This is a genomic window from Halobacillus halophilus (assembly GCF_020171985.1).
Classification (GTDB): Bacteria; Bacillota; Bacilli; order Bacillales; family Halobacillaceae; genus Halobacillus; species Halobacillus halophilus_A.
In genome coordinates this window covers 34,146-56,710 of record NZ_JAIVAL010000005.1, presented here as the reverse complement: position 1 = coordinate 56,710, position 22,565 = coordinate 34,146, and the positions used below count along the sequence as shown (strand labels likewise).

The window sequence follows — 22,565 nt, the reverse complement described above, 5'->3', positions numbered from 1 at the left end:
ATCTTCAACTCCTATTCTTCATTCTTTACTAAATGGGGCTTGTAATCCAGATGATGGTGAGCTTTAATAAATCGCACGGTTCTAGTTTTAGCCCGCATGACAATTGAATCTGTTTGGGCCAGGTCACCACCTAAGAATTTTACTCCATCCAACAGTTCTCCTTCGGTCACACCGGTTGCTGCGAAGATTGCATCATCACTTTTCACCAGATGATCGAGTGTTAAGTGTTGTAAGGGGTCTGCCAGTCCCATCTGGCGGCAACGTTCCATTTCTTCCTCATCCTGCGGAGAAAGCCTGGCCTGCATATCTCCACCTAGACTTTTAATAGCTGCAGCCGAGATGACACCTTCGGGGGCACCGCCTTTCCCTACGAAAAGGTCTACACCAGTTTCCGGTAGGCAGGTAGCAATGGAAGCTCCTACATCTCCATCACCAAACAATTTCACGCGAGCTCCCTTTTTGATAACACGATCAATAATATCCTGATGGCGATCACGTTCTTGAATGATAACCGTTAAATCCCGGACACGTTTATTATTCGCACGGGCCACAATATCGATCGTGCGCTCAATAGGATCATCTATATGGATGAGACCTTTAGCGTACTTTCCTACAGCAATCTTGTCCATGTACATATCGGGTGCATGGAGCAGAGCTCCGCGTTCTGCTGCAGCTATAACAGCAACAGCATTATTATGCCCTTTTGACACAATATTAGTACCTTCTAAAGGGTCAACCGCAATATCCACGGAAGGTCCGGTCTTATTTCCTAATTCTTCACCGATATAAAGCATTGGGGCTTCGTCTAGTTCACCTTCACCAATAACAACGACCCCTTCCATTGATACGGAATCAAACATTGTTCTCATGGCAGTAGTTGCTGCATCATCAGCACTCATTTTATCGCCTCTTCCCATCCATTGAGCTGAGGCAATAGCTGCTGCTTCCGTAACTCTCACCAATTCAAGTGCTAATTCTCTATCCATATATTCTCCTCCGATTCATGTTAAAATTAGTATACACTAATAAAAAGTGGCGTAAGTAATATCGCCTTTTTTTAATTAAAACCATGCATTATGTTATCATATTTAAGAGATTTGTGTGAAAAAAGTTTTTTTGCGGAGGTATTAGGATGTATTTTGTTAATCGTGAAAAGATTGAAGAAATTTTAACGTATATGGAAAAAATCCTGGATGAATATTCAAAGTCTTCATATCATTCATTTTCAGAAAAGCTTGCAATGGAACGTCTTACTCATATTAGTATCGAAGCTATTATAGATGTAGGGAATATGATGATTGACGGCTTTATTATGCGAGATCCAGGGAGCTATGAGGATATCATTGATATTCTGACTGATGAACAAGTACTACCTGCAGAAGAACAGGAAGGCTATAAACAATTGATTGGTCTTAGAAAAATGATTGTCCAGCATTATACAGCCGTTGACCATCATACTATTAAGGACATTTGGAGCCATCAGTTTAATGAAATCCAAAGATTCCCAGATCGCATACGCTATTACTTAAATCATGAATTGGGTCCTGTATCAGCATTTTCTAATGACAATTAAATAGTTATTAAATCAATAATTATGATAAAATAGTCGCGTGTATTACGCGATTTTTTATTTGTAATTAGCCACGGTGCTAATGTGTGTGCTTTGTCAATGACGATAATGAGGCATAAGGTTCTTATTAAACTAAAGGGCCGGTTACTGTAAGACGCAGTTTCGAGATATATTTGGTCCGTTTCTAAGAAAGAGAGATGGAGGGCAACAACTCGCTTTCCTGCGTCGTGCAGGGCCGGAAAGCGAAATCGTCCTCCGCAGGACCTTCCGCTCAACAAATGTCTCGAAATCAAGTCTTCAACAAACGGGAGCTTTACTGCTAAAACAATTTAATAGCGCCTATGGTTTAGGCACCCTCAAATAACAACTCTATATGATTCTAATTTTACGGTAGAAGGTGATGTAATGAGCCACTATGAAGCTTACTTAATTGATCTGGATGGAACAATGTATCGAGGAGAACAGAGAGTAGAAGGGGCTTCGGAATTTGTCAAGTATCTGGAAACAAACCATCTTCCATTTATGTTTTTGACGAACAATTCTTCAAAAACCGCCCTTCAAGTTGCTGATAAATTAAATGAACTGGGAATTCCCGCACGGGATGACCAAATTATGACAAGCAGCATGGCTGCTGCAATTTATGTTAGCCGTCAGCAGGGGCCTTCCAAGGTTTACATTATTGGGGAACAAGGGCTCGTGGACGCCATGTTGCAGGAAGGACATGAGGTGGTTGATGATTATCCCGATTTTGTCATAATTGGAATCGATCACAATATTAATTACGAAAAGCTGACAAAAGCATGCCTACACGTAAGAAATGGTGCCTCTTTTATCAGTACAAATGGAGATCGGGCGATTCCTACAGAGCGTGGCATGGTACCTGGGAATGGAGCGTTAACCTCTGTTATCAGCGTAAGCACTGGAATTGAACCAGTATTTATTGGAAAGCCGGAATCTATTATCATGGAACAGGCCCTCGCTCGTTTAGGCTATAGCGAGAAGCAGGTTCTTATGATTGGTGACAATTACAATACTGATATTTCAGCTGGTATAAATGCAGGGATGGATACACTGATGGTGGAAACAGGAGTAAGTTCATTCCAGGAAATAGAGAATTATGAGAAGCAGCCAACCTATAAATATAAAAACTTAATAGATTGGATGAACGAAAAGAAGCAGAAGGAGTAGATTCCTTCTGCTTCTTTTATGCAACTTTCATAATAGGTAAGGTCCGAAGAACACAGTAATCAAGATTATGTGAATCCCTATAAAATAAGTCAAGCGAATAAAAACGGACCAGTCTCTCTCTTTAACTCCATAGGAGAGGAGTAAATACGTAAGTAAAGCAAAACCCAACAGGTAAATAATTGAACTTCCCTGAAAACTTAAATATTCTGGGGCTTTTGCCATCAACCGGCTCGTAAACATACTATCTTTAAAGAGTAGGGCTGCTGCTAAGTAAATCACCGTTCCTGTGTAAAATATCCAAGAGCGGTTATGATCCATGGCCCGGCTGTTTGAAAACGTTATGACCACAATAAAAAATAATGGCCAGATAAACCATAATCCAGCAATAACAATTGAGAACATCCCAGTAGAAAACATTCCGACGGTCTTTCCTAGGCTTTGGATAAATGCTTCCTTATTTATCCGGTCCGCTTTCTTGATGATCGATGGTTTATCTGAGGAAAGCATAAGTTTATTATTATTGTCACTGCCCTGATCAATCCAAATTGCCGACTGTGCTTCTTCAAACCAAACTGGTTCAGCTGAGGGACTAGGGGTATTACTTAATCGTTGGACCTCAGTGTTTCCCTGTAAGGATATGGTTGCCTTATATATATTAAATTCCGGGGAATTTGAATAAGTCGTTTTTGTAGCACCAAAACCTTTGAACAATAGAGTAACGGAATTCTCCTCCAAAGTCATTTCAAGATCAGAAATCTCTTTTAATTCCAAACGTGAATGAGGATCAGGAAAGTTAACTTTTTGAAGTTGTGGATCTTCGCCGAATGACGAATGGGAGAAGTAATAGAAGTTGGTAAGCTCTCCCCCTGCGCTTTGTTTTTGGAGTGTGCTGACTAATAGAGAATATGATTCCTCTTTTACTGAGAATTGAATGTCGCTAATTTCTTCAGTTCCACGAACACGAAGATCCGCTTTTCCTAATTCAATCACTTCTCTGCCGTTAAGTTCATAGAATCTTAAGTGATTTCCAGTCGTATCTACATCTTTAGTCATTATATAAGCAGTCTGCTTTGTTTCTGAAACTGTTATTTCAGTATTCTCACTGTCCAGCTCCATTATGGAAACTGGAGCTAAAGTATCGTTATCTAACATGAAAAGTTCCTGCTCTTTACTAAATAGCGTGTGAGCCTTTAAAGGGAAGAAACCGGAAATATTCGATAATTTTTCACCGCTTTGTGCTAGAAATATCGACTGATAATCCGAGTAAATAAGATTTTGACCAACCCAGGAGAATTCTGTGAATTTATCCACCGGAATAGATGTGCTTTCTTCTGAAACGAGTTCAAAGTCCTGGTTAAAGGTATCTTTTTTTACGCCTTTTTCAGTGAGATAAGAAACATCAAGCTGGCCATCTTTAGTAGATTTCAAATGAGGTGCTGTCACAGTAGGAGTCAGTCCAAGTTCTATTCCACGGCTCCATCCATCTGTAGGAGGTTCTGTAACATCTGAATAATTCTCTGCGAACAATAGGAGCAGGGCTGCTATAGAGATGATAACAGGCACAGCCCAAACTAAACTTTTTTTCAGCAATGTCATGCACAACCTTTCCAATTATGTAATAAATAGCTACTTATATGTATTACGTTGGTTATGAGATTATGGTTTCAGAAAATTAAAAATACCACGCCGAAGGCGTGGTATTTTTAAATAACGTATTAATCTTCTTCTGTGTCAGTGTCGCCAGCAATGCTGTGAGCTAAGCGGCTGGAGGCAGCTGCAGCTATAGCACCAACAATATCATCTAAAAATGTGTGGCACTTCCCGGATGATTTATCATTTAACTGCTTAAGTATTCCTGGCTTTTGTTTATCAATATATCCATAGTTCGTAAATCCAATGGAACCATAAACATTCACGATAGAGAATGCAATAATTTCGTCTATCCCATAAAGTCCTTCATCGATTTCTATAGTGGTCTGTAACGGTTCCTCAAGCATTTTCTTTTCAGCGAGGCGATCCATTTGAATTCCTGTTATGATCGCGTTCTGTACCTCGCGCTTCTTTAATACCCGATTCACATTAAACCGGCATTCTTCCATAGATAAATCATCATGATATTGTGATTGTAAATAATGAACAAGCTCAGCCATGTCATCTATGGTAACACCACGATCTGCGAGCCAGTCACGAGCTGTTGTTTCAAGTTCAGTTACTTTTTTATCTTTTGCCACTCTCTCACATCCTTTCTACGATTTCCCCCACTATAAATACCCGCGTGCCTTCTGAGACAAACGCATAGGGTTATAAGTTAATTATATCAGAACTTTCAGACAGCCGTCTTCAATTAAGTGAAGTTGGATTAGTATATGTTAAACTGGTCATGAAAATAAATTGAATGGAGGGAAAAGCTTGCAAAAACCATATATTTTTATAACGAGAGCCTTGCCAGAATCTGTGGTTAGGTTATACCGTGATCAATTAAATATTGAAATGTGGCCAGAAGAACAAGAGCCTGTGCCGCGCAAAGTTCTTTTAGAGAAAAGTGCTCAAGCTGATGGGTTATTAACGATGCTGACAGATTCTATCGATCAAGAGCTGTTGGAGCAGACTAATTCCCTGGGTATTGTATCCAACCTGGCTGTTGGTTATGACAACATTGATATTACTGTCGCAAAAGAAAAACAGATAGCAGTTACGAATACCCCGGATGTATTGACGGATACAACAGCCGATCTTACTTTTGGCTTATTAATGGCTGCAGCCAGAAGAATAGTAGAAGCCAGTGAGTTTGTTAAAAAAGGGGAGTGGGGACCTTGGTCGCCTCTACTTCTAGCTGGTTCAGACATTCATCACAAGACGATAGGCATTGTGGGGATGGGACGAATTGGTGAAGCAGTGGCTAAAAGAGCAATAGGATTTGATATGAACATTCTTTACCATAACCGGTCACGAAATAAAGAAACAGAAGAAAAATTGGAGGCTACCTTTACGGAGTTTCATGAACTGATTGAGCAATCGGATTTTATTGTTAGTATGGTCCCTCTAACATCTGAAACGCGTCATATGTTTGATCGGGCAACTTTCCAAAGAATGAAGGAGGGAGCCATTTTTATTAATGCTTCCAGAGGTGCGGTTGTGGATGAGCAGGCATTGTACGAAGCATTGGTGAATAAGGAAATAGCAGGAGCCGGGCTTGACGTATTTGAAAAAGAACCAATAGAAGCAGATCATCCACTACTTCAACTAAATCAAGTTGTATGTCTCCCCCATATAGGTTCAGCTACCAGAGAAACCCGGATTAAGATGATGGAATTATGCCTGGATAACTTATGCCGATTCTTTAGTGATGAAAAATTGTTGACGCCTGTTAAGTAAGCTTGGCTGCAAAGAGATACCGATTCAGATCATTATATAAGCTGGCATCAATTGCGGTTTTATCACTTTACAGAAAAGAAAGAAAATCTCCGATCTGGAAATTAAAAGGAATAAAAGGAAGCCGGCACCTATTTGAGGCGCCGGCTCTCTGGAATCATGTATTAAAATACTTGTTCGACTTCATATATGCCAGGTACTTCTTGAGCAAGGGCACGTTCAATGCCAGCTTTTAAAGTAATTGTAGAACTAGGGCAATTTCCGCAAGCCCCCATAAGACGCAGGCGCACGATGCCATCTTCCACATCTACGAGCTCCACATCTCCACCGTCACGGAGTAAAAATGGGCGAAGTTTATTCAGTACTTCTTGAACTTGTTCATTCATGTTCAATCTTCCCCTTTCTATAATTCCATTATAAAACGAAATCGGCAAAAAATCTATTGTAGTCTGATGGTTTTTGAATTGAGAACCATTTTCATTTTATCTTTTTTTCGCAGTTTTGTAAAATATAAATATATGATTTTGACGAAGGTGGAGAGAGTAATGAGTGAAAAGAAAATTAACCTGACCGTTTATGGAGCGGAAGTGAAGTGTGCGAGTTGTGTAAATGCACCAGGATCAAAAGAAACCTTTGAGTGGCTTCAAGCAGCCATAACACGAAAGTATGGAGAAAATAAGGTTTCTTACCATTATTATGATCTTCATACAGAAAATCAGTCAGGAGCGGATGAGCAGCTGATTGGCCGTCTACTTGAGGAGGAACTTTTTTACCCGCTTGTACTCGTAGAGGATGAGATTGTAGGAGAAGGTAATCCTAGGTTAAAATCCATTTATCAAGCTCTTGAATCAAGAGGACTTGAAGCTTAAGATATAACGAAAATGTCTGTTGTTTGTTTGATCCTTGTGTTAAAATATGGGCGGTATAGGGTTTCATCCGTATAAAAAAGAGGTGAACGTGGATGAATCCATTGATAGAATTTTGTATTAATAATTTGGCCAGCGGTGCACAGGAAGCTAGAGAAATTCTTGAAAAAGATCCCGATTTGGATGTAATAGAATATGGCTGTTTAAGTAATTGTGGACTTTGTTCTCAAAGTCTTTATGCAATAGTCGAAGGAGACAGGGTCATTGCAGATACACCGAAGGAACTTGTCGATAAAATATATGTACACTTGGAAGAGACCCTATAAAATTTGTTCGTAAAAGAAGGCATCGCTCAGATGCCTTCTTTTAGTTTCCCTACGTGAAGCTTATCATAGAAATCGTCAGTTACTTTAAGACTCAGTTTCGAGATGATTTGGGCCCGTTATTCTGTGGGGAAGAGGGATGGTGAGGAAATAATTCGTCTTTCGGGATGATTCCACATTTGAACACTTTCCTATGGCCCTACACGATTGTAGGGTCGTCCGAAGTTCCACAGGACGTGGCTACTGTATTCTCGTTTTTTCCTCACCAATTCAACTCTAATTTTGTGAATGGACCCTTCCAGAAGAGAGTTCTCCTCCTAATCTGTATGACAGGCTATTGGGGTTCATTGGAACCGGCTTGTAACTTTTACATCGTTTCCAAGCAAGGAAGCTGTGCCTCTGATCTTTTTATCTTCAGCCATTACGACAAATTCCCAATTACTCCCGAGAAGTCCGTGTGGTTTCACGTCTATCCACTCGATAGGCGCGGATTGAACCTGATTTCGTAAATAGCTTTGTAATTCTAATTTTCCATAAGCTTTTAAAGATAAGAAACTCAAGGCAACGAGCAATCCCGTGGTAAGAATCACTTTATTGCTTGTTTTTAATACGATAAGTAACACAGCAGTCAGGAGTAGTATTAGTAGTAGTTCGTGTTTAAGCAGTGTGAATGCATAATTCTTATTCAGAAGAGGAGAAAAAAGCCGGGAGCCATTTCCAATCCAATCAATGAGCAGCGCACCTGCCATAAAAGTAGTAAATGTTGCTAATAAACTATACCAGTACTTGGTCTTAGTCCATTTTTGAATAAGAAAAGCCAGTAATAAGGATAAAAAAGGCAGGCTGATCAGCGAGTGTAAAGCTGTAGTACCAAGAAACTTAGGTACATCCGGTATCAGAACGATAAATCCCAGACTCATAATGAGAGCACGCTGCTTCATTGTGTACTCTTTTTTACCAAAAAAAGCATACATAATAAAAGCACTTGCAAGCAGATGTAAAGTTGTAGATGGAACATGGGTAATTAAGGTGGAAACCATAGTCGTCCTACTTTCTAATTCATGATCTCTAGGGCTTATTCTCCGTGTAAACACTATTCAAACATTATTTAGAAAGAGAACGCCTGACATTTCATCCATTTGATAATTATGACAGTGGTTAGTATACTAGCATTAAGAAAGAAAGGAGTGGCTCAGGATGATTCTAAATATTACAGAAGCGGCAAGTCACCAGATAAAAGAAATGTTGAAAGAAGAAGATTCTAATGATGTACGTCTTCGCTTTGGTGTAAAAGGTGGAGGCTGCAGTGGCTTATCATATGCTATGGGCTTCGAAGATGAAATTAATGAAGAGCTGGATCTTACAGAAGAATCAAACGGTATCCCTGTTGTCATTAACCGTCAAGATGCTGCTATTATAGAAGGTACGACTATAGATTTTAAGCAAAACATGATGGGCGGAGGATTTACAATTGATAATCCGAATGCCATTGTATCCTGTGGGTGTGGGTCTTCCTTCAAGACAGCTACAAACGCAGGAAGTCCTGATCCTAACTGCTGATAAACAGAAATGAATACTTTCCTTTTAAGGAGTTCGCAGCTTGTAGAGAAACCGACTGGCTTTTCTACAAGCTATTTTTATGTCCTGAGGGGCAGTTTTTATTAAAGATACCCGGAGTTTTTATATATGTACATCATAAGTTTTTTTGAATCATAGCTGTAATAAGGCGGATTCTTTTATGTGATAATTTTTTTGTTCCTCGCTCCATATATATGAAAGTAAATCATCTATTTGGGAGAGGAGAGCACCAGAATGAAGCAGGCATTACGAGACTGTTTGTCGATGAATGAATACAGAATTAGTGCCATCATTATTGGTTTTTTTATAACGCTTGGCGTTACCATGCTTCAATATGTACGTCTTGGGACTATAGATATGAATGTTCAGAACTTAATTTTAACTTTTATTTATGTTATCGGAGGAATTCAAGTGTCTCAGCATGTTAAAGACATAGCAATCAGGAATCGCGTAGATACCCTGCCTAATGATGAACCATAAAAGAAGGAGACCCGAAGGGGTCTCCTTTTGTTGAGTCATGAAAACATGCTTGTAGAGTGTTTAGGCTGTACACGTGCTCCTGGATCTATATACGCTTTAGCATTATTGACAGCTGTAGGGCCTTCTCCAAAACCGGAGGCAATCAATTTCACTTTACCTGGATACGTACAAATGTCCCCTGCTGCATAAATTCCTTTTATATTGGTTTCCATCTTCGAATTCACAACAATACTATTTTTATCAATTTCAAGTTCCCAATTCTTAATGGGACCTAAGGAGGATATGAAACCGTAGTTAACGATGACATCATCTACATTAATCGTTTCAACACGATCTCCTTTGACTTCATGTAATTCAACTTGTTCTATTCGCTCTTCACCAATCATTTTTTCAGGCGCAAAAGGAGTCATTAACTTCACATTAGAGTTCTCCAATTGGGCTACACTATGTTCATGAGCTCTGAATTTATCCCTTCTGTGTACCAACGTCACCTGATTTGCAATAGGTTCGAGCATAAGTGCCCAGTCTACAGCGGAGTCGCCGCCGCCGCAAATCATGACATTCTTACCGGCAAATTTATTCATATCATTGACATGATAATGCAAATTGGTACCTTCATATTTATCAGTGCCTTCAATTTTAAGCTTGCGCGGTTGAAAGGCCCCATTTCCTGCTGTAACAATCAGGGTCTTTGTATAGTGTACTTCTTTGTTGGTAGTTAGTTTAAGAACATCATCTTCTACACGTTCGACAGATTCAACCGACTGTTCCAATGAAATCGTTGGGTCAAACGCCATTGCCTGCTCTTCAAGGTTATCCACCAGCTCCTGAGCACGGACTCTTGGAAAGCCCGCTACATCGAATATATATTTTTCAGGATATAATGCAGTGAGCTGGCCGCCAAGATGAGGAAGACTCTCGATGATTTTGACGCTGGCTTGTCGCATACCACCATAAAAAGCGGTGAATAAGCCGACAGGTCCAGCACCAATGACCGTTATATCATATATCTTATCACTCATAATTTACCTCCTGTTGAAAAATGTCACTAATGTACATTCTATCACAAAACATTTTTGAATGGGAAACAGCCACCCTTGAAACCCTTTACAAAAACGCGTAATAATTCCATTATTTTGATAAAGAGATTATGGGTTGAAAATGAAAATAAAAAAGTCTAATATGAGACTAGACACTAGTTAACGAATTTGTGACAAACATATTAGAATAACGACATTTTTTATAATATTATGTGTGAAAGTAGTCACAAAGCACACTCAGCGGATAAAATAAAAATTTTACGAGATGGAAGTGATTATTCATGAAAAATCCTAACATAGTCATCCTCGGTGCAGGATATGGAGGTATTATTACAGCGGTTAAACTTCAAAAAAGTTTAGGTGTAAATGAAGCAAACGTTACATTGGTAAACAAGCACAGCTACCATTACCAAACCACCTGGCTCCATGAGAATGCTGCGGGTACACTTCACCATGATCATACACGTATTCCTATTAAAGACGTTATCAACACAAGCAAAATTAACTTTGTACAGGATACGGTAACAGAAATTAAGCCGTCCGAAAAACGAGTTATGCTTGAAAACGGCGATTTAATGTATGATTATCTAGTCATTGGTTTAGGTTATGAAGCGGCTACATTTGGTATCCCGGGCTTAAAAGAGCATGCTTTTACGATTGGAAGCATTAACAGCGCCCGCCTGATTCGCCAACATATTGAATACAACTTTGCTAAATACAATAACGAAGCTGATAAAAAGCAAGAGCGTTTAAATCTTGTCGTAGGTGGAGCTGGCTTCACTGGGATTGAATTTGTAGGTGAACTTGCGAACCGCGTTCCTCAGCTATGCAGGGAATATGATATTCCTCGTGAAAAGGTACGTATCATTAATGTTGAAGCTGCTCCGTCGGCCTTGCCAGGTTTCGACCCTGAGTTAGTTGAATATGCTATGAATTCGCTTGAAGGTCGTGGAGTTGAATTCAAGATCGGTGCGATGATTAAAGAAGTTACTGAAAACAAACTGGTTTTTGAAAAAGATGAACAACGTGAAGAAATTCCTACGAACACAGTTGTCTGGGCCGCCGGCGTACGCGGTAACAGCCTGGTCGAACAAGCTGGATTTGAGTCGAACAGGGGACGTACTCCTGTAAGTGACGATTTGCGCCCTGCAGGACATGACGATGTATTTATCGTAGGGGACTGTGCTTTGCTTATTAACGAAGAAACAGAGCGTCCATATCCACCGACAGCTCAAATTGCTATTCAAATGGCTGAGCAGACAGCAGACAACCTTACCAAGCTTGTAAAAGGAGATAAGCATTTGGAGCCTTTCACTCCAGACCTTAAAGGTACTGTCGCTTCTCTAGGGCACAAAGATGCTATTGGTGTAGTGTTTAACGACAAGAAACTCTTCGGTTGGTCTGCATCTGCTATGAAGAAGGTAATTGATAATCGCTACCTTCTTAAACTTGGCGGACCTGGGCTTGTTCTGAAAAAAGGTAAGCTGAACTTTTTCCAATAATGTTTTGAATCAATTGTTCAAGAAGCAAAGGCAAATCGCTGCCTTTGCTTTTTTCTTAGCTTATATAGAGCGCTTGCGCTTTACTATTATCAGTTATAGAATGAGTTTTGGAGATAATTAGGCAAGTGTAAGTTTAGGGGGAACTTCATTGAACATCATACAGTTTTTTGTTTCTATTTTATTGTTTTTTGTATTGTTTTTTGGGATATCTTTCCTTTTGAACATGCTTTTACGGTCCTCATGGGTTATGTCATTTGTTTATCCAGTGATCGTTCTGTTTATCGTTGACGACTTTCCTTGGACCGAGTATTTTTCACAACCAACCACTTCTTTTCCGACTGTATTTGCAAAGATAGTGAATTTACAAGTAGTTGATATAATAATTTTGGCGAGCGGGTTAGCTGGTACTATTGTAGCTGGGCTTGTTATCCGCTGGTTAAGGAAAAATGGCTATCAAATGTTTTAAAAAAACAGCCTCTTCTGTGAGAAGAGGCTATTTTTTTAATGCGATTGACTGGGAGTCGCACCTCGGGAACTTTTCACTTCTCCAGAATAAAAAGAGTTGAATTTCTTTTATAGTTTATTGGTGATTTTTCGTAAGACTTATTATGCAATAGGGACGAATTGTGTAAGACTACGTTTCGAAATTTTTTATGAGAAGAAAGGTCCTGCGAGGGATAATTCGCTTTCCTGCGTCTTGTAAGACCGCTTGTAAGACTCCGGGAAAGCGAGTTATTACCCCCTCATCCCTTATCCATCTAACGATTTTCATATTTCAGTTGAATGCTTCTGAATAAATTATTCAAGCTTGGACATGATTACACCTAGAGGTGATTTTCATGAGCAAACGCCTGAAAAAAACGTTGTTATTTGTATTGTTTACCTTAGCTTTATACAACACAGTAGCCAATGTATCCAATCTATCAATGGGAGATTTCGATGAATGGGTCTCTGTTAAGTTTAGAAAGGACGCTCCTGAATATATAGATGCTTCCGCCACTCAACCTGGGCTTCTTTCTAGGGCGGCAGAAGAATCTGAACGAAAGCTAGTTGAAACGCTTAACCTCTCTCAATTTCAGTCGCATACTGTCACAGCTACCGGTTACACGGCAGGGCCGGAATCGACGGGTAAAACCCCGGAACACCCTGGTTATGGCATTACCTTTTCAGGAGTCAATGTAAAAAGAGATTTATATTCGACGATTGCAGCCGACCTCGATGTCTTTCCTATAGGAACGATACTTTTTATTCCCGATTATGGTTATGGGGTTGTCGCAGATAAAGGTGCTGCTATTCAAGGGAATGAGCTTGATTTATATTTTCCAACCGTAGAAGAGGTTTACAAACAATGGGGTAAAAAAACGTTAGATGTCTATATAATAGAAGAGGGTAACGGAACTCTTTCAGAAGAGCGATTAAATGTACTAAATGAAAACGAGTCCTTACAAGTTTTTCGATCTCAAATTTTAAAGCGTTAAAAAAGAAGGGTTTCTCATGGGAACCCTTCTTTTTTAATGTTATTTAATTTAGATATCAAGTTGCAGGTTAATAAATCCAGGCGTAGAGCAAAAAGGTTAATAAAATTCCTGTCAATCCTCCGAAAAAAACCTCAATTGGCTGATGCCCTAATAATTCTTTCAATTCTTCTTTCTTCTGGTACTGTTCTTTATTACCCCAATCTCTTGCTTCATTCACAAACCGGTTAAAATCATTTGTTAAAATGTTAAGCATAATGGCCTGTTCTCCAGTTTGCCTCCGGACTCCAGTTGAATCAAACATCACAATGATGGTAAACACACAAGCAACGGCAAAAATCGACGAATTGAATCCCTGCTGGATTCCTACGCCTGTAGCGAGCGCCGTTACGGCAGCCGAATGACTGCTGGGCATGCCTCCGGTGCTGAATGCCAGGCTGGGGTTAAAGTTTCTGGATGCAATAAATTGAATCGGAATTTTTACTATCTGAGCAAAAAAAATCGAAGCAATTGAAGCCCATAAAGGGAAATTATGCAGTAAGTCCAACAACATGTTGACATCCTTTCCACAAATTAAGAGATATATGTATATAAAATTGCAGTTTCTGACTTGTATTAAATCAGAACATGGTAATTATATCATAATTTTAGGTGGGACGTCTTAATAAAGGATGCAGGTTAAGGGGACCTTAATTGGTCATAAATTTCAACTGGATTAGGAATACTTGTAGAAAGAGCTTTAAACCTAAACGGTAGAAAGGGGGTAAAATTAGAAGGTTTTGGCCCAAACCTAACCACAGGAACTGTATAAGATAAAGAAAGCTGTGATGCAGGGGGTAATACTATGGCATTAAAATTACCTGATTCCACCCCTCGATCTATCCTGAAGTCTGATCGAGCAAAAAGCCTCTATAAAAACCAAGGTAAATGCGTAGTCGTTTATACGAGAGACCTAACCTTTCGCGGGATACTTGAACAAATACGTCCCGAATTTTTCCTAGTGATTGCAGGAGATACGATGTATGAATTGGAACTGAAAGATCTAATTGAAGTTAGACAAAATTAAAAACACCCTCTTTGAAGAGGGTGTCCTTGATTACTCTTGAATGGCAGCTTCCAACGCCACTTCAATCATTTCATTGAAGGTAGTTTGCCGCTCTTCGGAAGTTGTTTCTTCCCCTGTAAGAATATGATCGCTTACAGTTAATACAGAAAGAGCTTGACAACCATATTTGGCTGCTAATGTATAAAGAGCTGTGGTTTCCATTTCAACGGCTAATACATTATAGTCTGCGAGCTGTTTAAATAAATCCATCGCATTGTCGCGATAAAAACTGTCGCTCGTAAATACATTTCCAACTCGTAATTTTAAACCTTTTTCCGTACCAGCGTCATAAGCATTTTTTAATAAATTGAAATCTGCAGCAGGAGCGAAATCGATACCGCCAAAAACCATCCGGTTCATTTGTGAATCCGTTGTTGACGTAGAAGCAAGGATAACATCTCTGACTTTCACATCATTTTGTAAGGCTCCGCAAGATCCAACACGAATTAATTGCTTTACACCATAGCCTTCAATTAATTCATTTACGTATATTGAAATAGACGGAACACCCATACCTGTACCTTGTACAGATATTCGTTCACCTTTATAGGTCCCAGTATAACCGTACATTCCGCGGACCTCATTATAACAAACAGGATTCTCTAAGAAGTTTTCAGCTATATATTTAGCTCGTAAAGGATCTCCGGGAAGAAGGATCTTTTCTGCTATTTCTCCTTTTTCAGCCCCAATATGTGTTGTCATTATTTTAACCTCCTAAGGTATCGTTTTACCTATTTTAAATTACCACACACCATTTCAGATGACAAATTGGCGTGGGGCATAAAGAATATTAGATCGTTAAAAGAATTTATCATGACTCAAATGATAAAGAAATTCCTTTTCATATAGAATCAGCCCTATCAACAGGGAGCATTCTGTTATAATTAAATGGAAGAAGAAAGTAAGGAGTGCTGGTCAGATGAACATTTCAATATCCCAGCTGCCTGGGATTGGTCAAAAAATCTCTTTAAAAACAGGTGAAGACAGCATGCTTGTGTTAATTGTCCACCACACAGGCAAGAGAGAGCTTTATTTTTTTGAGGATGCAGATAGTGAAGAGGCTGATTTTGCAATGGATCTTACCTCTGATGAGACAAGAGAGCTTGGAGCACAATTATTAGGTGCTACTTATCAGCCAGTAGATGCTGATAAATTGAAAATCTTCAAGAATCAGATTGTTATTGACTGGGTTGAATTATCAAAGCGTTCAAGTATTGCTAATCAGACAATTGAAGAATCCGAAATAAGAAATAAGACTGGGGCCACCATTATTGGTATTGTCAAAGGGGATGAAACCATCGCCATTCCAGAGGCAAATACTACATTGGTACCTGGAGACGTTATCATGACAATTGGTAAACAGGATCAAATCGACACATTGTCAGATTTGTGTAAAGGAGAGGAATGATCATAGGTGCCTACTGATTTTCCGGCTTTACTGGGGGCTGGGCTGATTTTACTCTTCATCTTTTACTTAGGATTCTTAAGTTTGAAGATAAAAGTACCCAATGTCATTTTATACATTTTATTAGGGATAATATTGGCTGACTTCCTCCACAACAGCGAATTGCTGCATTTTGCCAGTGAAATCGGAATTGTATTGCTTTTTTTCATATTAGGACTCGAGTTTAATGTGAATCGTCTGGGAGGCATTGCGAAAAAAATATGGCCTTCGGGGCTTCTCGACGTATTCTTGAGTCTGGGGGTTACAACGGGGATTGCGCTTTTATTTAATTTAGATCTATTTTCAAGCTTCTTGATTGGCGGCATTACGTATGCGACCAGTTCTTCTATCACCGCCAAGCTGTTAGATGACCGTGGACGTATGGCTAATACGGAAACCGAATTTATGCTGGCTATCCTCATCTTTGAAGACCTGGTTGCGCCCATCGTTGTGGCTATCTTATTTGGCGTGAGTTCAGGGGAAAGCTTTACTTCTCTTACTTTTATTTTGTTAGTAGGTAAAATCTTAGGATTGGCCGCCTTAGCTATCATATTAAGTAAAACCCTTTTCAAACGTTTCGAGACGTTTCTAGATCGAATTGATGATGAAGATTTTAAGATAGCACTCCTGGTCGGAATTGCCCTTTCCTTTGGGGGGCTCGCCCTCTTACTTGGATTATCTGAAGTGCTAGGTGCATTCTTAGCCGGAATGATGCTAGCGGAGATTGGAAAAATTGAAAAAGTCGAGCAAACCGTATATCCCGTTAGAGATTTAATGCTTCCTACTTTTTTTATCTACTTTGGGACGACCATTGAGCTTGGAGATGGGGTGCCTATGGCAGGGCTTCTTGTATCCATTTTAGTATGGTCTGTATTATCTAAGATTTTATTAGGAGTACTTGGTGGTCCGTTGTATGGATTGTCCAAGCGTGTTTCTCTAAGAGCGGGGTTATCCATGTGTGCACGTGGAGAGTTTTCTGTAGTAATTGCAAGTACGGCTGCGGGGGTCTTAAAAGTTTTCAGTGGTTTATATATCGTCATTGCTGCTTTTATAGGAATGCTCTTATTTGAACAAGCTTCGTGGATTACGAATAAAGTGTATGGAAAGCCAGTTAAGAAAAAGAGGAATCTAAAAGTTCCCGGCGGTTAAAGAAGCAATAAGAGGGAGCCTATCCGGCACCCCCTCATCAGGGAGACAATTATGACTTGAAGTATTGGTTTTCTAAATCTTCAAGCTGCTGCTTGGCGTTTAGGTTGAACTCTGTTTCTCTTCTAGTCAGTTTTGTCTTTAATTTTTCTACAGCCTGTTTTAGTGACGCCTCATATTCTGGAACCGTCTCTTCTTCAAAGGGATGAACCGCTTCTTTTTGCACATTAGCTTTCTCGTTAAAGCTGAGTGCTTTGCGCTGATGGAAGAATACATCTTCTGTTTGACCTGGATTATGGAGATCACCTTGCATAGGGTGCTTATCTACAGCGAGTATTTTAACTAAATAGAAGCGGTTTCGGTCTTCTACGACCTCTCCCACATAGATACCTGTCTTATAGTGAGCTTTTACAAGAGCTCCTTTTTCAAATTCAGCCATCAAAACTCCTCCTTTTCTCATTCATTGTACCAAACATTTAAATTGTGAAGAAATGGTGAAGCTCGTGAAAAACGGGAGGATAATTTGATATAATGACAGGAGATATGGAAGGAAGTGATCGTCCTATGATGGAATTCTTATACTTTCCAGAAGATAAATCTGAGTACATTCCAGCAGTACTTATGCTTATTTTATTTATCATTGCTGCGGCTGTAACGATGATTTTTATTATTAAGGCCTCCCGTAAAGAACAAAAGAAAACCGAAGAAACGTTTTATCCTAAGGAGCACAAAGAGAACGAACACTGATATACAAATTATAACCACGCCAATCATAGGCGTGGTTTTGTTATATAATTTTAAATGATGGGGGACAATAATCATAACATTGAGGTCTATAAATGGAGGTACATTATGTACAAATGGTTATTGCCAGTTCTTGCTTTCTTAATTATGGTGGGTGGCTGTGCTTCTGGAGAAGAAAGATCACCGCTTGAAACATCAATTTATAATAGTGAAAACGATAAAATTGGAACCGCGACTTTTACGGAGCGTCCAGAAGGGGTGGAAGTCGCCCTTAAGGTTGAAGGAGTGGAGCCGGGCATTCATGCGGTTCATATTCATGAATTTCCTAAATGTGAGGCTCCAGATTTTAAAAGTGCGGGTAACCATTTTAATCCAATGGATAAAGAGCATGGATTGATGAATACGAAGGGTGCTCATGCTGGAGACATGGCAAATGTGGAAGCAGATGGAAGTGGAATGATTGATGTAAAGCTTGTTTTAAGTGAAGCTAAGCTTAAAGAAGCTCAGCAGTCACTGTTAAGGAAGGAAGGTACATCCATTGTTCTGAGCAGTGGTGTAGATGACGGAATGTCTCAGCCATCTGGAAATTCTGGCGAACGAATCGCCTGTGGAGAAATTACGTTAAAGGCAGATGAAGATGAAACTACGGACCCTACAGAGCCGGATAAAAAGCAAGAAGAGAGTTAAAAAGGTCTCCCTAAGAGGGAGACCTTTTTATTCTTTCTGTTGAACAGCATCTATAATCCGAGTCACTCCATCTTCAAGAATAGACATAGGAGCGGCAATGTTAATCCGCATAAAACCTTCTCCCTCTTCTCCAAAAGAAGCCCCATCGTTCAGGCCGACTTTAGCTTGCGTTTGCATAAAGGATTTAAGGTCTTTGTGTTCGAGGCCGAGAGAGCGGCAATCCAGCCAGAGAAGATAGGTTCCTTCTGCCGGAAGGACTCGAATAGATTGGGTTTCTTCTTGAAATCGTTTCATGACATAGTCACGATGGTACTCTAATGTTTGATTTAATTCTTCCAGCCATTCCTCGCCGTATTCATAGGCAGCTTCCATAGCTGTAATACCAAGTGTATTTAACATAACCATTCCCTGGTTCTTAAATTGCTGGTCGATTTGTTCTCTAAATTCTTTATTCGCTGTCACCAAATAGGAGGCTTGCAGCCCTGCTAGGTTAAATGTCTTGGTTGGAGACAAACACGTAATGGTACGCTGTTTGATTTCTTCATTTAAGGAAGCTATTGGAATATGAGTATGGCCACTGAAAATTAAATCGGCATGGATTTCATCTGCAATGATCATCACATCATGTTTCACGCAAATTTCACTCATTTTATTTAATTCGTCCTTTGTCCATACCCTTCCCACTGGATTGTGAGGATTGCACAAAATAAACATTTTGACCTTATGATCTTTTATTTTTTGCTCGAAATCTTCGAAATTAATCTCGTAACGATCTCCCGTAAACTCTAGAGGATTAGTTATTAACTCTCGTTCATGGTCTTTTACCACGCTGTAGAAAGGCGGATAAACAGGAGTTTGGATTAACACGGGATCCTTCTCCTGGGTTAACGCTTGAATAATCATATGCAAGGAAGGGATAACTCCAGGGCTATATGTAATCCAGTCAGCTTCCACTTCCCAATTGTGTCTCTTATCGAGCCAGTCAGTTATTTTATTTTTTATAAGGTTATCCGGCCAAGTGTAACCAAAGATGCCATGTTCAACTCTTTCTTGAAGAGCCTGTTTGACTGCCTCAGGGATCTGAAAATCCATGTCAGCTACCCACATGGGCAGTACTTCTTTATCCTGATACAAATCTTCAGCCATATCCCATTTAACCGATCTTGTCCCTTTTCTAGGTGTTACTGTGTTAAAACGACTCATAGTCAGCCCTCCGTCTCTTGTTTGTTTACTATTTATGATAACCTATGGATTCAGTTAAATGAAAATATATCGTTTCAAATGATTTAGATTCAAGTTAGTCATTCTCAAAAAAAATAAGCAAAGCGAGCGTACGCTTTGCTTACACAGGGGGAATACGAGAAAGTCTTACGTTATACATTATTACCACATTTGATAGATATTAAACCTATTTATTTATTTTTTTTGCTGATTTAAATCGTATAAGAGATTCATAGCCCGCAGAACATCCTGTTCAGAAAAATCACGAGCCTTTTTTAAGATTAGTTTTGAGCGTTTAACCCCAACTTCTTTAATAAGGGTTTGTAATTCATCGTCCATCAGCGTATCTTCTTCTTCTGTTTCCATTAACTCTGAAGCGGGAATATCAAGTACAGTAGAAATTTTCAAGATGGTATCGAGTTCGGGAACTCGTTCGTTATTTTCATAGCTTTCTAATGTGTGAACTCCCATTCTTGCTTTCATGGCTAATTCATCTTTAGTAACCTTTTTTAATTCTCTGTGTTTTCGAATATTATTCCCAATTGACATAACAATTCCTCCTCTGTGCTTTTCTCCATTATACCATGGAGGATAATAGAGAAGACCTGAATTCACAAAAGGGTCACTAAAGAAATTGTCAGAAATTGACGAACGTAATCTGTTGATTTTATTCTGGATAGAGTTTTGCTAAATGTGCCTAACTGTGGTAAAATCATTAATTGCGTGAAAAGAATCGAATAATATATATCAGGAGTTGTATAGCATGTCAGAGAAGTTTCAAGAAGGTCAAGTATTAGAAGGTAAAGTCACAGGAATTCAACCATATGGTGCATTCGTTGCACTTGATGATCAAGTTCAAGGTTTAGTTCATATTTCTGAAGTGACCCACGGTTTTGTGAAAGATATTAACGAGCATCTTTCTGAAGGAGATGAAGTGCAAGTTAAAATCTTGAATATCGATGAAAAGAGCAATAAATATTCTCTTTCCATTCGTGCCACACAAGAAGCTCCAAAGGCTGAACAACGTCGCCCGCGTAAACAAGCGGCACCTAAACAGCAGCAACAGGAAGATGCTTCTTCAGGATTTAACACTTTGAAGGACAAGCTTGAAGACTGGATCAAGCAGTCTGATGATCGTGAAAAGTATCGTAAATAATGATCCGTGATTAAAAATGGCTCAGGTTATCTAACCTGAGCCATTTTTTTATTCTGTTGATTCTACTGTAGAGTCACTATATTCAGCAGCAGGTGAGAAGTAAATGGAAATGGCGATAAGTCCACTAATGCCGACGAGAGTATAGATGACACGAGCAAAAGCTCCACTCTGCTCTCCACCGCCAAACAAACCAGCAACCAGGTCATATTGGAATAGCCCAATTAATCCCCAGTTGATAGCTCCGACAATAATTAGCAGTAAAGCTACACGTTGAATCCAACTCATGATAAAACCCTCCTGTTCAAGATTGAAATAGAATCATTTCTAGCTTGAGCCACCTTCCAAAAAATATACATATTGCATATCTTTTGAGCCTTAGACAAAAATGGGGGATAATATGATAAGTGAACATAGTTTAGAAAGGAGTTTCTATAGATGGATACTTTTACATTTTATAATCCAACGAAATTAATTTTTGGTAAAGACCAAGTAACCCAGCTGCCGTCTCAGTTACCTGAAGGTACTAAAAAAGTACTGCTGGTATATGGTGGCGGAAGTATTAAAAGAAATGGAATTTACGATCAGGTGGTTGAACAACTGAATCAAGCTTCCGTTGAAATTCTTGAGCTTTCTGGAGTTGACCCTAACCCTAAGCTGACAACCGTGAAAAAAGGTGTGGAGATATGTAAGCAAGAAGGAGTAGACTTCCTGTTAGCTGTTGGCGGTGGAAGTGTCATCGACTGTACCAAAACGATCGCTACAGGCGCAAAATATGAAGGAGACCCTTGGGACTTAGTAACAAGAAAAGAAAAACCTGAGGATGCTATTCCTTTTGGTACCGTATTAACGCTTGCCGCTACTGGTTCAGAAATGAATGCTGGTTCTGTAATTACCAATTGGGATACTAATGAAAAGTATGGCTGGGGAGCTCCGCCATATACCAATCCTTTATTTTCTATCTTAGATCCTCAGTATACTGTTTCTGTTCCCAAAGACCAGACTGTATATGGAATAGTGGATATGATGACTCATATGTTAGAGCAGTATTTCCATAATCCAACGCAATCCCCTGTTCAGGATGAGATGATTGAAGGTGTGTTAAGAACGGTGGTGAATACGGCACCTAAGCTTCTTGATAATCCGGAATCTTACGAGCATCGTGAAACGATTCTTTATTCAGGTACAATCGCTCTGAATGGTATGCTCCAAATGGGGTATCGAGGTGATTGGGCTAGTCATAATATTGAACATGCTGTTTCGGCCGTTTACGACATCCCTCATGCGGGAGGCCTCGCTATATTATTCCCAAATTGGATGAAACACAACTTAGATGTAAACCCAGATCGTTTCAAACAGCTGGCAGTGAAGGTGTTCGGAGTTAATCCTGAAGGAAAATCCAGCCGTGAGGTTGGCGAAGAGGGAATTCAGGCACTCCGTACATTTTGGAGTTCAATAGGAGCTCCAGAAACACTGGGCTACTATGATATCGACGATGAGAAATTTGATGTTATTACTGATCGGGCAATGAAAAGAGGACCTTTCGGGAACTTTAATCAATTAGAGTCCGAAGATGTCGTTCAAATTTTAGAAATGTCTAAATAGGCTGCTTAAGAGAGATCCATTACGTTTGGTTTTGGATCTCTTTTTTTAATGTATCCGTTTACAATT

The 22,565-nt window shown here is 39.5% G+C and carries 29 protein-coding genes; 17 read left to right on the top strand and 12 right to left on the bottom strand.

What is annotated here, in order from left to right; translation table 11 throughout:
- Positions 1-11: 11 nt before the first annotated feature.
- A complete protein-coding gene (gene glpX, locus LCM11_RS10150; protein ID WP_224894132.1) occupies positions 12-986 on the bottom strand; it encodes a class II fructose-bisphosphatase in 975 nt (324 codons plus the stop codon).
- Positions 987-1,132: 146 nt separating this feature from the next.
- Here glpX and hepT point away from each other — a divergent pair, with 146 nt between their 5' ends.
- A complete protein-coding gene (hepT, locus tag LCM11_RS10145; RefSeq protein ID WP_224894131.1) occupies positions 1,133-1,573 on the top strand; it encodes a type VII toxin-antitoxin system HepT family RNase toxin in 441 nt (146 codons plus the stop codon).
- 402 nt (positions 1,574-1,975) lie between these two features.
- Positions 1,976-2,758, top strand: a complete 783-nt coding sequence (locus LCM11_RS10140; protein ID WP_224894130.1) for a TIGR01457 family HAD-type hydrolase — start codon at positions 1,976-1,978, stop codon at positions 2,756-2,758.
- Positions 2,759-2,785: 27 nt separating this feature from the next.
- Here LCM11_RS10140 and LCM11_RS10135 read toward each other — a convergent pair whose 3' ends face one another.
- Positions 2,786-4,354 (bottom strand): hypothetical protein, encoded by a 1,569-nt coding sequence (locus tag LCM11_RS10135; RefSeq protein WP_224894129.1) that lies wholly within the window; start codon positions 4,352-4,354, stop codon positions 2,786-2,788.
- A 119-nt stretch (positions 4,355-4,473) separates the two neighbouring features.
- Positions 4,474-4,989: a phosphatidylglycerophosphatase A gene (locus tag LCM11_RS10130; RefSeq protein ID WP_224894128.1), complete on the bottom strand. Its 516-nt coding sequence runs from the start codon at positions 4,987-4,989 to the stop codon at positions 4,474-4,476.
- Between the two features lie 178 nt (positions 4,990-5,167).
- On the opposite strand from LCM11_RS10130, the gene LCM11_RS10125 reads away from it, so the two are divergent.
- Positions 5,168-6,133 carry a 2-hydroxyacid dehydrogenase gene (locus LCM11_RS10125; RefSeq protein ID WP_224894127.1) on the top strand — a complete coding sequence of 322 codons (966 nt, stop codon included), beginning with the start codon at positions 5,168-5,170 and terminating at the stop codon, positions 6,131-6,133.
- Between the two features lie 161 nt (positions 6,134-6,294).
- Here the strand turns inward: LCM11_RS10125 and LCM11_RS10120 are convergent, their stop codons facing one another.
- Complete coding sequence (locus LCM11_RS10120) at positions 6,295-6,516, bottom strand: NifU family protein (RefSeq protein WP_014644140.1); 222 nt, start codon at positions 6,514-6,516, stop codon at positions 6,295-6,297.
- Between the two features lie 159 nt (positions 6,517-6,675).
- On the opposite strand from LCM11_RS10120, the gene LCM11_RS10115 reads away from it, so the two are divergent.
- Positions 6,676-6,999 (top strand): YuzD family protein, encoded by a 324-nt coding sequence (locus tag LCM11_RS10115; RefSeq protein WP_224894126.1) that lies wholly within the window; start codon positions 6,676-6,678, stop codon positions 6,997-6,999.
- Positions 7,000-7,091: 92 nt separating this feature from the next.
- Positions 7,092-7,322: a YuzB family protein gene (locus LCM11_RS10110; protein WP_224894125.1), complete on the top strand. Its 231-nt coding sequence runs from the start codon at positions 7,092-7,094 to the stop codon at positions 7,320-7,322.
- Positions 7,323-7,663: 341 nt separating this feature from the next.
- On the opposite strand, the gene LCM11_RS10105 is transcribed toward LCM11_RS10110, so the two are convergent.
- Complete coding sequence (locus tag LCM11_RS10105) at positions 7,664-8,359, bottom strand: hypothetical protein (protein ID WP_224894124.1); 696 nt, start codon at positions 8,357-8,359, stop codon at positions 7,664-7,666.
- A gap of 157 nt (positions 8,360-8,516) precedes the next feature.
- On the opposite strand from LCM11_RS10105, the gene LCM11_RS10100 reads away from it, so the two are divergent.
- On the top strand, positions 8,517-8,879 hold the full coding sequence (locus LCM11_RS10100) for a HesB/IscA family protein (protein WP_224894123.1): 363 nt from the start codon (positions 8,517-8,519) through the stop codon (positions 8,877-8,879).
- Positions 8,880-9,131: 252 nt separating this feature from the next.
- Positions 9,132-9,377, top strand: a complete 246-nt coding sequence (locus tag LCM11_RS10095) for a hypothetical protein (RefSeq protein WP_224894122.1) — start codon at positions 9,132-9,134, stop codon at positions 9,375-9,377.
- A 35-nt stretch (positions 9,378-9,412) separates the two neighbouring features.
- On the opposite strand, the gene LCM11_RS10090 is transcribed toward LCM11_RS10095, so the two are convergent.
- Entirely contained in the window at positions 9,413-10,399 is a 987-nt protein-coding gene (locus LCM11_RS10090) for an NAD(P)/FAD-dependent oxidoreductase (protein WP_224894121.1), read from the bottom strand.
- Positions 10,400-10,698: 299 nt separating this feature from the next.
- On the opposite strand from LCM11_RS10090, the gene LCM11_RS10085 reads away from it, so the two are divergent.
- The 3 genes from LCM11_RS10085 (at position 10,699) to LCM11_RS10075 (ending at position 13,397) form a co-directional block, all read left to right on the top strand.
- Entirely contained in the window at positions 10,699-11,919 is a 1,221-nt protein-coding gene (locus tag LCM11_RS10085; protein ID WP_224894120.1) for an NAD(P)/FAD-dependent oxidoreductase, read from the top strand.
- Positions 11,920-12,067: 148 nt separating this feature from the next.
- The gene (locus LCM11_RS10080; protein WP_224894119.1) at positions 12,068-12,385 is read left to right on the top strand and encodes a YuiB family protein; all 318 of its coding nucleotides are present in this window, start codon (positions 12,068-12,070) and stop codon (positions 12,383-12,385) included.
- Between the two features lie 373 nt (positions 12,386-12,758).
- A complete protein-coding gene (locus LCM11_RS10075; protein ID WP_224894118.1) occupies positions 12,759-13,397 on the top strand; it encodes a 3D domain-containing protein in 639 nt (212 codons plus the stop codon).
- Positions 13,398-13,464: 67 nt separating this feature from the next.
- Here LCM11_RS10075 and LCM11_RS10070 read toward each other — a convergent pair whose 3' ends face one another.
- Positions 13,465-13,947 carry a divergent PAP2 family protein gene (locus LCM11_RS10070; RefSeq protein WP_014644128.1) on the bottom strand — a complete coding sequence of 161 codons (483 nt, stop codon included), beginning with the start codon at positions 13,945-13,947 and terminating at the stop codon, positions 13,465-13,467.
- Between the two features lie 291 nt (positions 13,948-14,238).
- Here LCM11_RS10070 and LCM11_RS10065 point away from each other — a divergent pair, with 291 nt between their 5' ends.
- Entirely contained in the window at positions 14,239-14,460 is a 222-nt protein-coding gene (locus LCM11_RS10065; RefSeq protein ID WP_224894117.1) for a hypothetical protein, read from the top strand.
- Positions 14,461-14,490: 30 nt separating this feature from the next.
- On the opposite strand, the gene deoD is transcribed toward LCM11_RS10065, so the two are convergent.
- A complete protein-coding gene (gene deoD / locus LCM11_RS10060) occupies positions 14,491-15,201 on the bottom strand; it encodes a purine-nucleoside phosphorylase (protein ID WP_224894116.1) in 711 nt (236 codons plus the stop codon).
- A gap of 217 nt (positions 15,202-15,418) precedes the next feature.
- On the opposite strand from deoD, the gene LCM11_RS10055 reads away from it, so the two are divergent.
- Positions 15,419-15,907, top strand: a complete 489-nt coding sequence (locus tag LCM11_RS10055; protein WP_224894115.1) for a cation:proton antiporter regulatory subunit — start codon at positions 15,419-15,421, stop codon at positions 15,905-15,907.
- Positions 15,908-15,913: 6 nt separating this feature from the next.
- Positions 15,914-17,092: a cation:proton antiporter gene (locus LCM11_RS10050; protein WP_224894114.1), complete on the top strand. Its 1,179-nt coding sequence runs from the start codon at positions 15,914-15,916 to the stop codon at positions 17,090-17,092.
- A 49-nt stretch (positions 17,093-17,141) separates the two neighbouring features.
- Here the strand turns inward: LCM11_RS10050 and LCM11_RS10045 are convergent, their stop codons facing one another.
- Entirely contained in the window at positions 17,142-17,528 is a 387-nt protein-coding gene (locus LCM11_RS10045; RefSeq protein WP_224894113.1) for a kinase-associated lipoprotein B, read from the bottom strand.
- A gap of 92 nt (positions 17,529-17,620) precedes the next feature.
- On the opposite strand from LCM11_RS10045, the gene LCM11_RS10040 reads away from it, so the two are divergent.
- Together LCM11_RS10040 and LCM11_RS10035 are read left to right on the top strand one after the other, a co-directional pair.
- Positions 17,621-17,836, top strand: coding sequence for a hypothetical protein (locus tag LCM11_RS10040; RefSeq protein WP_224894112.1), 216 nt, complete (start codon positions 17,621-17,623; stop codon positions 17,834-17,836).
- 105 nt (positions 17,837-17,941) lie between these two features.
- Complete coding sequence (locus tag LCM11_RS10035; RefSeq protein ID WP_224894111.1) at positions 17,942-18,520, top strand: superoxide dismutase family protein; 579 nt, start codon at positions 17,942-17,944, stop codon at positions 18,518-18,520.
- Between the two features lie 27 nt (positions 18,521-18,547).
- On the opposite strand, the gene LCM11_RS10030 is transcribed toward LCM11_RS10035, so the two are convergent.
- Together LCM11_RS10030 and LCM11_RS10025 are read right to left on the bottom strand one after the other, a co-directional pair.
- Complete coding sequence (locus tag LCM11_RS10030; RefSeq protein WP_224894110.1) at positions 18,548-19,723, bottom strand: MalY/PatB family protein; 1,176 nt, start codon at positions 19,721-19,723, stop codon at positions 18,548-18,550.
- Positions 19,724-19,936: 213 nt separating this feature from the next.
- Positions 19,937-20,290, bottom strand: a complete 354-nt coding sequence (locus LCM11_RS10025) for a helix-turn-helix domain-containing protein (RefSeq protein ID WP_224894109.1) — start codon at positions 20,288-20,290, stop codon at positions 19,937-19,939.
- 214 nt (positions 20,291-20,504) lie between these two features.
- Between LCM11_RS10025 and yugI the strand changes: the two genes are divergently transcribed.
- Positions 20,505-20,897, top strand: a complete 393-nt coding sequence (yugI, locus tag LCM11_RS10020; protein WP_089752180.1) for a S1 domain-containing post-transcriptional regulator GSP13 — start codon at positions 20,505-20,507, stop codon at positions 20,895-20,897.
- Positions 20,898-20,945: 48 nt separating this feature from the next.
- Here yugI and LCM11_RS10015 read toward each other — a convergent pair whose 3' ends face one another.
- Complete coding sequence (locus LCM11_RS10015) at positions 20,946-21,182, bottom strand: DUF378 domain-containing protein (RefSeq protein ID WP_014644117.1); 237 nt, start codon at positions 21,180-21,182, stop codon at positions 20,946-20,948.
- 150 nt (positions 21,183-21,332) lie between these two features.
- Between LCM11_RS10015 and LCM11_RS10010 the strand changes: the two genes are divergently transcribed.
- Positions 21,333-22,499 (top strand): iron-containing alcohol dehydrogenase, encoded by a 1,167-nt coding sequence (locus tag LCM11_RS10010; RefSeq protein WP_224894108.1) that lies wholly within the window; start codon positions 21,333-21,335, stop codon positions 22,497-22,499.
- Positions 22,500-22,565: the final 66 nt, after the last annotated feature.